6 protein-coding genes are annotated in these 8318 nt (G+C 58.8%); 4 read left to right on the forward strand and 2 right to left on the reverse strand.

Features of this window, described 5'->3' with window-relative positions; all coding sequences use genetic code 11:
- Positions 1 to 146 precede the first annotated feature (146 nt).
- The gene (locus AC1D1Z_RS30815; protein ID WP_477852636.1) at positions 147 to 2330 is read right to left on the reverse strand and encodes a DUF1217 domain-containing protein; all 2184 of its coding nucleotides are present in this window, start codon (positions 2328 to 2330) and stop codon (positions 147 to 149) included.
- A gap of 208 nt (positions 2331 to 2538) precedes the next feature.
- Positions 2539 to 3186 carry a TetR/AcrR family transcriptional regulator gene (locus AC1D1Z_RS30820; protein ID WP_477852637.1) on the reverse strand — a complete coding sequence of 216 codons (648 nt, stop codon included), beginning with the start codon at positions 3184 to 3186 and terminating at the stop codon, positions 2539 to 2541.
- 163 nt (positions 3187 to 3349) lie between these two features.
- On the opposite strand from AC1D1Z_RS30820, the gene AC1D1Z_RS30825 reads away from it, so the two are divergent.
- The 4 genes from AC1D1Z_RS30825 to AC1D1Z_RS30840 all read left to right on the forward strand — a co-directional run.
- Positions 3350 to 4222 carry an EF-hand domain-containing protein gene (locus AC1D1Z_RS30825; RefSeq protein ID WP_018245721.1) on the forward strand — a complete coding sequence of 291 codons (873 nt, stop codon included), beginning with the start codon at positions 3350 to 3352 and terminating at the stop codon, positions 4220 to 4222.
- A 325-nt stretch (positions 4223 to 4547) separates the two neighbouring features.
- The gene (locus tag AC1D1Z_RS30830) at positions 4548 to 5840 is read left to right on the forward strand and encodes a flagellar hook protein FlgE (protein WP_018245722.1); all 1293 of its coding nucleotides are present in this window, start codon (positions 4548 to 4550) and stop codon (positions 5838 to 5840) included.
- 13 nt (positions 5841 to 5853) lie between these two features.
- Entirely contained in the window at positions 5854 to 7314 is a 1461-nt protein-coding gene (gene flgK, locus AC1D1Z_RS30835) for a flagellar hook-associated protein FlgK (protein ID WP_477852639.1), read from the forward strand.
- A gap of 2 nt (positions 7315 to 7316) precedes the next feature.
- Positions 7317 to 8318, forward strand: a 1002-nt coding sequence (locus AC1D1Z_RS30840) for a flagellar hook-associated family protein (RefSeq protein ID WP_477852641.1), incomplete at its 3' end; no start/stop codon positions are given.

An 8318-nucleotide genomic window follows, 5' to 3' on the forward strand; every position in this document is an offset into this window, starting at 1 on the left:
ATCCAGCCATGTCGTGAATATTCGCTTGTCCTTATTAACGGGGATTTAATTATGAATATAACGTGCAGTAAATTTTATTTTCAACCAGCGTTGCGTCCATGAGGCACATCCGTCAGGTTCTCCGGGACCGGCGGCCTACCGGCCACTCAGCCGCTTTTCAATTGCGCCATCGCCAGCAGGGTGTCAGCGCTAATCGTCGCTGATCCGGTCAGGATCGAAAGGGCTGTCGAGGTGGTGCCCGTGCCGTTGGCCATGTCATACATGGCAGTGAAGCGTTTGATCAGATCGTCGACTTTTTCCGGATCCGACAGATCCTTGATGTCGATAAAATTGCTGATCATCTCGGCTTGCTTGTCGACGTCCATGTTCGAAACATAACTGGACAGGTTGAATGTCGTCGTAAAAAACTCGAAGAGCGCGCTATCGCCCAGAATGTCATAGGCGTTCGAGATCTCCGGCGCCTTGCGCTCGAAGTAGAGGGCGAGGCGCACGCCGGTGTTGCTGTCGCCCTGATCATCCTCGAGCGTCAGCCTGACATAGGCGTCGATCGTCTCCAGCACGTCGCYGCGCTGCTGCACCGTCCCGGTGGGCTCGTCGGAAATATTGCCGTCCTGGTCGAAATTGAACGCACCGACGAGTTCGGCGAAACGATTGTCGTCCAGCTTGTTGACATAGCTATCTTCGTCGTCGAGATCGGAAGAAAACATCTTCTCCAACTCCTCCGACGTGACATCATCAGGATCGAGCCCCTTCGCCTCGAGCGCGAAGGAAACCAGGCGATCGTCGGCCAGAAATTCGCTGGCCGTGGTGATCGTCGCCATCTGCTCGCGAAAATAGGTAATCTCCTCGTCCGCCGCGTCGGTTGCTTCCGTCAGCTCGTCGCCTTCGAGGTATCGGATCTTGTTCTGCTTGTAATAGGCAGCATAGTCGTCGATGACGGATTCCGACATGGCCTGCAGCGGAACGGTAACGTCGCCATTGCTGTCGAAGTTGAAGGCCTTGCGAAAGGCTACGAACCGATCGTCGTCGAGGCTGTTGACATAGCTTTTCGAGTCCGAGGGATCGCTTTCGAGAATTTTCCGGACCTCGCTTCTCGAAACGCTGTCCGGGTCTATGTCATAGGCTCGCAACGCCATTTCCCACAGTTCCGGGAGATCGTCGTTGTCGTCATCGTCGTCGTCATCGTTCGAGACCAGGAAATCATCGATCGAAGTGACGCTGGCGATGCGCGTCGTATAGTTGTCGACGGCGTCTTCGGTGTCGGTATTGGCGATCAGCAGCTGATAATTTTCATCGAAGGCCGCCGTGGTCGCGGCCGTCTGTTCCGATGTCTGGGCCGTGTCGCCATCGGCAAGCGCGCCGTCCTCATCGAAATTAAAGGCATCGTGCAGTTCGGATAAGCCGATCGCGTCGGCGACGTCGGCGCTTTTCAGCGCCGCGGAAATGAAGTTATCGGTCTCGCTATCGGTAAGCCCGTAGGCAGTTCTCAGATAGGAAACCAGCTTGTCGTCGCTCATCAACTMATCGACGGAGGTGATGTTTCCAAGTTGTGCAGCGAAATAGGTGTCATAGGCCTCCCCGGTTTCCGAGGAAGCGATCGTCGCCGAGGCCACCGCATAAGCGCTTGTGACCAACGAGAGCTGATCTTCCGACATCACGTCGCCGTCGGTCGAACCATCCTCGTTGAAGTTGAAGGCCTTCGCCAGGTTGACATAGACATCGTCGTCGAGCTGGTTGACGAAACTATCGGCATCGTCGAGATCGCTCGTCAGAACACTCTTCAGGAAGCTGGTTGAGGTGTATTCGGTGTTGAGGCCGAAAGCCGTCAGCACATAGTTCTTCAGCTTCGAGCTCGACAGGAGATCGTCGACCGAGGTGATCGACGAGATATTCTCTTCGAAATAATCCGTCTGGTCTGCGATATCGTCAGCCTCGGTGTCGAAAGATTCCTCATAGGCGTCGAGCAGGCTGTCCCGCTGCGCATCCGACTGGGCTGTCTCCGTCTCGCCGGAAAATTTGAAAGCGGCCGCAAACTCGGCATAGCGGCCATCACTCAGACTGTTGGCAAAGCTGGATGAATCGCTGAGATCGCTTTCCAGCACCTTCTTCATGAACGCCTTGGCATATGTCATGTCTTCAAGGCCGTAGGCCTTCATGGCATAGGAGTAGAGCTTATAATCGCCCATGAATTCATCGACTGTCGTGACCTTGCCAATGTTTTCCTTGTAATAGCTGCTGTCGCGGGCAACCGTTGCCTGAGAAGCTACACTCGAGAGACTGGCGCCCAGATTTCGCGCGACCGAGAGATAGCTCACATAGGTGGAAACCAACTTCTGTCCCTTTCATAAGCACGCGCGCGCGAAAGCCTGCCGGCAGCCACGGTTGAAACTTTTCATATTTGCTGAGATCTTGCCGCCGCTCATGGCGCATACGGACCGCACTCATGCGGCCGAATCAATTTAATAGAACTATATGGTACTATAATTCGTCCAAAATGCAACAGGACGTCAAAAGTCGAGGGATCGCGGCTTTATCGGGTCAGGCGGCGCCGACGCCCGCGGCAAAGATGGCAATGCAGCGCCGGAGATGGGCAAGCAGCGCCGCCCGGTCGGGCCAGGCCTGAGCGCGTCCTTCCGGCGGTCCCATGCCACCAAAGATCATATCCATCAGCATGCGGGCTCCGCTGGCCGGATCGTCGAGCGACAAACGGCCTTCCGCCCTACGGTCGCTCAGCCAGTTGGCAAGTTGCTGCCGGCTGGCAAGCATGCCTTCGCGCTGCAGAATGTCCACGAGTTCGGGAAACTGCCCGGCTTCGCGAAAGACGAGCTGCAGGAAACCGGCACGATCCGCATCCTTGTCCTCATCCATATCGATCATGAAGATGCGTTCGAGGCTCTCGGCGATCGAGAGATCTTCCGGAGGCCGAGGCAGATCGAGCATCATGCGTCGATGAGCACCGACCACAGCGGCAAACAGCTCTTCCTTGCTCTGAAAGAGCTTGTAAAGCGTCTGTTTTGAAACTCCCGCCTCGGTGGCGACGACCGCGGTCGTGCTTCCGGCATACCCGTATTTTACAAAAACGCGGCGGGCAATCTCGACGAGATGCACTCGCTTGTCATCGTCGCTCGAGACTTTCGGCCGGCCCCGTCTGCGCGGCTCATCTACAGGCTCGTCGGCAACATCCATGATGGTCTAGACCGCCCCGTTAAAGCACAAGCCGACAGCCGCAGAAAGGAAACTACGATTTCTGAGGGACGATTTTTTCGGTTGTGGCATTAGCAATTTCGATTTAGAGAACTCATCAGTTCTGTAATGCGTTGCATCCCCACCCTCTAGCGATGGAGCGCTTATGACGACCATTTCCGCCGCAACATCAATTTCTTCCTATTCCTATAGCAAGAATTCGACGTCAGCATCCCAGGACGCCCTATCCTGTAATACGATTTCGGCAAAAAAATCAACCACAACCCAGCAGCTCGACGAAGACGCGACCAACAGCGCCGAGAAACTCATGTCGCAGTTGATGTCGCTGACGATGAACGGCCTCGCCGGTCAGTCCGGCTCCGGCGAGCAGCAGGACGGCGGCGCAGACATGGACGTTGCGCAGCTGGACAGCGATGGCGACGGCTACGTGAGCAAGGCCGAGTTCGTCGCAGCCCGGCCGTCGGATGTGTCGGAGGATCAAGCCGGCACGCTGTTCGACAGCTTCGATAGCGAAGGTTCCGGCTCGCTATCTCTCGATGCGCTGACCGATGCCATGTCCGCCCAGCAGTCGGAACGTGCCGAGGGGCCGCCGCCCCCGCCACCCTCCGACGATGACGACCTTGCATCCCTGCTCTCCGATCTCGATACCGACGGCGACGGGCTTGTGAGCAAAGCCGAGTTCGTTGCAAGTCGGCCGTCCGATTTGAGCGAGGAGCAGGCCGGCACGCTGTTCGACAGCTTCGACAGCGAAGGTTCCGGTTCGCTATCGGTCGATGCGCTGACCGAGGCCATGTCAGCTCAGCAGTCGGAACGTCCCGAAGGACCGCCGCCGTCCGCTGACGACGACCAGTTTGCATCTCTGCTCTCCGATCTCGATACGGACGGAGACGGGCTCGTGACATTGGACGAATTCATGGCGGGTAAGCCGGACGACGTCACCGAAAGCCAGGCAAGCCAGCTCTTTAGTCTGCTCGACACGTCAGGCACCGGTTCATTGTCTGCACAGTCCGCGAGCTGACGGTCGTTAAGCCGTCGCCATTGCGGTCGCTGGAGGATCTGCACTGAGACGGTTTGAAAGCGACCCGGCAGTCGAGCCGGCAGAGCCTTCAGTCGGGTCGCTACTGACATGTGGAACCACTCGAATGGTGCGCCGTCACAGGCGCACGGATAACTAGCGCGCGGATGAGCCGAAGCGCCTATCGCCATCACGGGGTTAGTCCAGGCAATCAGATCATCGACCGGTGTCGGCCTTTGCCCGGCGCCCGCGATGTCGTGCGCCCGCCATCCGGGCTCTGGAAGCCCCTCGTCACATGGCATGTTCCCAAACCTTAAAGGATCGAGCCATGAGCATTTTTGGAAGCATGAAAACCGCCGTCTCCGGCATGAGCGCCCAGGCAAACCGGCTGAGCACGGTTTCCGACAATATCGCCAATGCGAACACCACCGGCTACAAAGCCGTTTCCACGTCCTTCTCGTCGCTGGTTTTGCCCTCTTCCTCGGGCAATTATAATTCCGGCGGCGTCCAGACATCCGTGCGCCAGGCGATTTCTCAACAGGGCGACATCTCCTATACGACCTCCGATTACGACCTGGCGATATCAGGAGACGGCTTCTTCATCGTGGAAAGCGCCGACGGCACGCCGGTGCTCACCCGGGCCGGCGACTTCTCGGTCGACAGCGACGGCAATCTCGTCAACGGCGCCGGTTTCACGCTCATGGGATACTCCTATGATTCCGGCGTACCGGCGGTGGTGGTCAATGGCTTCGACGGCCTGGTGCCGGTCAACGTATCCCAATCGGGCTTGAGCGCTGTCGCTTCGAGCAGCGCCTATTTCAGCGGCAACCTGAATTCCGAGGCAACTGTCGTCACCGATACCACGACGCTGCCGAGCGCCAACACGGCGAGCGTCACCGACGACACGCAGAAGATGTCGCTGGTTGCCTATGACAGCCTCGGCGGCACCGTCCAGTACGACTATTACTTCACCAAGACCGGCGTCACGACGGACGCGGGCGGCGCAGTCACCGGCAGCACCTGGGAGGTCGCGGTTTACCGCAATGCCGATGCATCCACCGGCAGCACGACGTCCTTTCCCTACTCTTCCGATGCCGTCAGCGTCGCGACGCTCTCCTTCGACGCCGACGGGCAGCTCACCTCCGCGACCGACACTGATATCGTCGATCCGGTGACGGCAAAGACGATCACCATGGACTATTCCGATTTCACCCAGCTCGCCTCCGACTTCTCGGCGACGGGCTCCGCAGACGGCCAGGCCGCAAGTGCCGTGAACTCGGTGTCTATCGGTGCGGACGGCGTGGTGTCGGTCTCCTATGCAAACGGCGCGACGAAGGCTCTCTATCAGATCCCTCTCGCGACGGTCGCCAGCCCCGACAATCTGACGCTGCTCAGCGGCAACGTCTACAGTGCCAACGGATTGTCCGGGGTAACGGTCACCGGCTTCCCGCAGACGAACGGGCTTGGTTCCATCCAGTCCGGTGCTCTCGAAAGCTCGAATGTCGATCTCGCCGGTGAACTGACGGAGATGATCGAGGCGCAGCGCAGCTATACCGCCAATTCGAAGGTGTTCCAGACCGGCTCCGATATCATGGATGTCCTCGTCAATCTGAAACGATAGGGAGGACGCCGGCATGTCGCTCACCTCCGCCTTGAACAGCGTGCAAAGTATTTTCAACACGACCGGCCAACAAAGCAGCGTCATCTCGACGAATATCGCCAATGTCGGAAATTCCGACTATGTGAGACGGGAGGCGTCGGTTACGACGTCTCTTTCCGGCGCCCAAGTTGTCAGCATCAGCCGGGCGCAGGAAACGGCGCTGCYTGCCCAGTATCTGCAAACGAATGCCAAGGACAGCGCCCAGCAGACGCTGGTGACCGGCCTCGAAAGCCTGAAGTCGCTGGTGGGCGGCAATGACTACGAGACCTCGCCGAGTACCTATCTCACAGCATTCCAGCAGGCGCTCCAGACATTCGCCACATCCCCGAGCAGCACGACATCAGCGCAATCGGCCGTGACCGCCGCGCAGGATCTTGCCAATTCGTTGAATACCGCAAGCGACGGCGTCCAGTCGATCAGAGCCGAGGCGGATGCGGAGATCGCCACACAGGTCTCCACCCTGAACACGCTGCTGTCGCAGTTCGAGGCGGCCAACAATGCGGTCAAGCTGGCGACATCGACCGGCACCGATACATCCTCGGCGCTCGACGAGCGTGAAAAGCTCCTGAAGCAGATCTCCTCGATCGTCGGCATCACCTCCACCGTGCGCGACAATAACGACATGGCGCTCTATACCTCTGATGGCACCGTGCTGTTCGAGACCATTCCCCGCACCGTCACGTTCGCGTCGACGGCAACCTACGTTGCCGGAACGGAAGGCAATTCCATCTATATCGACGGCGTTGCACTCGACGCCGGCGAAGGATCGACGACGAGTGCATCGGGTAGCCTGCAGGCGCTGCTGCAGCTTCGCGACGAAATCGCCCCGACATTCCAGGACCAGCTCGACGAGATCGCCAAATCACTGGTCCAGATCTTCTCGGAAACCGACGGCAGCACGAGCGCACCGGGACTTTTCGTGTGGACGACGGCGTCGGGCACAACCGGGGGAACACCTGCTGCTTCCGACGATACGACAGGGATCGCCTCCACTATCTCGGTCAATTCAGCCGTCGTCACAAGCGAGGGCGGCGATGCGACGAAGCTGCGCGACGGAACGATCAGCGGCATCACCGATCTCAACACCTCGGGAGACAGCGGCTTCTCGGACAATCTCGACGCCCTGTATCAGGCGCTGACGGAACAGCGTTCGTTCTCTTCCGACGCAGGTCTCTCGACGTCGCAAAGCCTGACGGACTACGCCAGCGCCTCCATCGGCTGGCTCGAACAATATCGAAGCGATGCAACGGCGGCTTCCGAAACCACAGCTGCGGCCTTGTCACGCTCCGACGAGGCCTATTCCAACGAAACGGGCGTCAACCTCGACGAGGAACTGACGCTACTTCTCGACATCGAACAATCCTACAAAGCAGCGACGAAGATCCTGAACGTCATCGACGAGATGTTCCAGTCGCTCCTCGACATAGCGAGCTAGTCATGAAAGCATCTTTTGTCTCATCATCGGCGATGCAGAATGTTTTGCGGCTCACCATCAGCCAGTCCCAAAACAAGCTGCAGCAGGCCTCGACGGAAGCGACCACAGGAACCTACGCCGATATCGGCGTATCCCTCGGCGCCGGCGCTGCAAAGTCGATCAATCTCACCAGCGCCATCGCCCAGGCCGCCTCGTTCAAGACGAGCAATGCCGTCGTCGAATTGCGCATGAACGCATCGCAAACCGCCCTTTCGAGCCTGAAGGATGCCGGCGACAGCCTGGTCTCGAACCTGACCGCGCTCCAGGCGAGCCAGGATACGACGAGCATCGCCGTTGCCCTGCAGACGGCGAGCGCCACGATTTCGCAGCTGGTCTCGACGGCAAACACGTCGGTCAATGGCGAGTTCCTGTTCGGCGGAACCAACCTCGACAGCCAGCCTCTGACCGATCAATCCTCGGCGGTCTCGGATACGATCGTTTCGGCTCTGAACGATTATGCAACCGGTCTCGGAAAAGACGTCAACGAGTTGACAGGCGAGGAAATCGGCAGCTTCATCACCGACACGGTCGAGCCGATGTTCTCCGAGAGCGCCTGGACGGACGCTTCCGAAGGCTGGTCCACCGCTTCCAGCACCGACATGACGAGCCGGATCAGCGGATCGGAAACCATCACCTCGTCGACCAATGCCAATTCCGAAGGCATGCGCTATCTCGCTCTTGCCTCCGTCGTCGTCTCCGCCCTCTTCGGCCAGGATCTCAGTTCCGACGCGCAGAGCACCGTCGCATCCAAGGCGATCGCCTATGCGGCTCAGGCCACCGCCGGCATCGTGACGCAGCAAAGTGAGCTCGGCCTTTCACAGGAGCGGCTCGAAAAGGCAAATGACGCCCTCGACGCTCAATCCACTCTGCTTCAGGGAAACCTTGTCGATCTCCAGGGGGTGGATGCCTACGAGGCTTCGACGCTCGTCAACCAGCTGCAGACGCAACTGGAGACAGCTTACACG

It is taken from the genome of Rhizobium sp. P1_E1 (assembly GCF_056406015.1).

Coding starts and splice junctions, on each gene's coding strand:
- AC1D1Z_RS30820 (WP_477852637.1), bottom strand. CDS start 3,186: ATGGATGTTGCCGACGAGCCTGTAGATGAGCCGCGCAGACGGGGCCGG.
- AC1D1Z_RS30825 (WP_018245721.1), top strand. CDS start 3,350: ATGACGACCATTTCCGCCGCAACATCAATTTCTTCCTATTCCTATAGC.
- AC1D1Z_RS30830 (WP_018245722.1), top strand. CDS start 4,548: ATGAGCATTTTTGGAAGCATGAAAACCGCCGTCTCCGGCATGAGCGCC.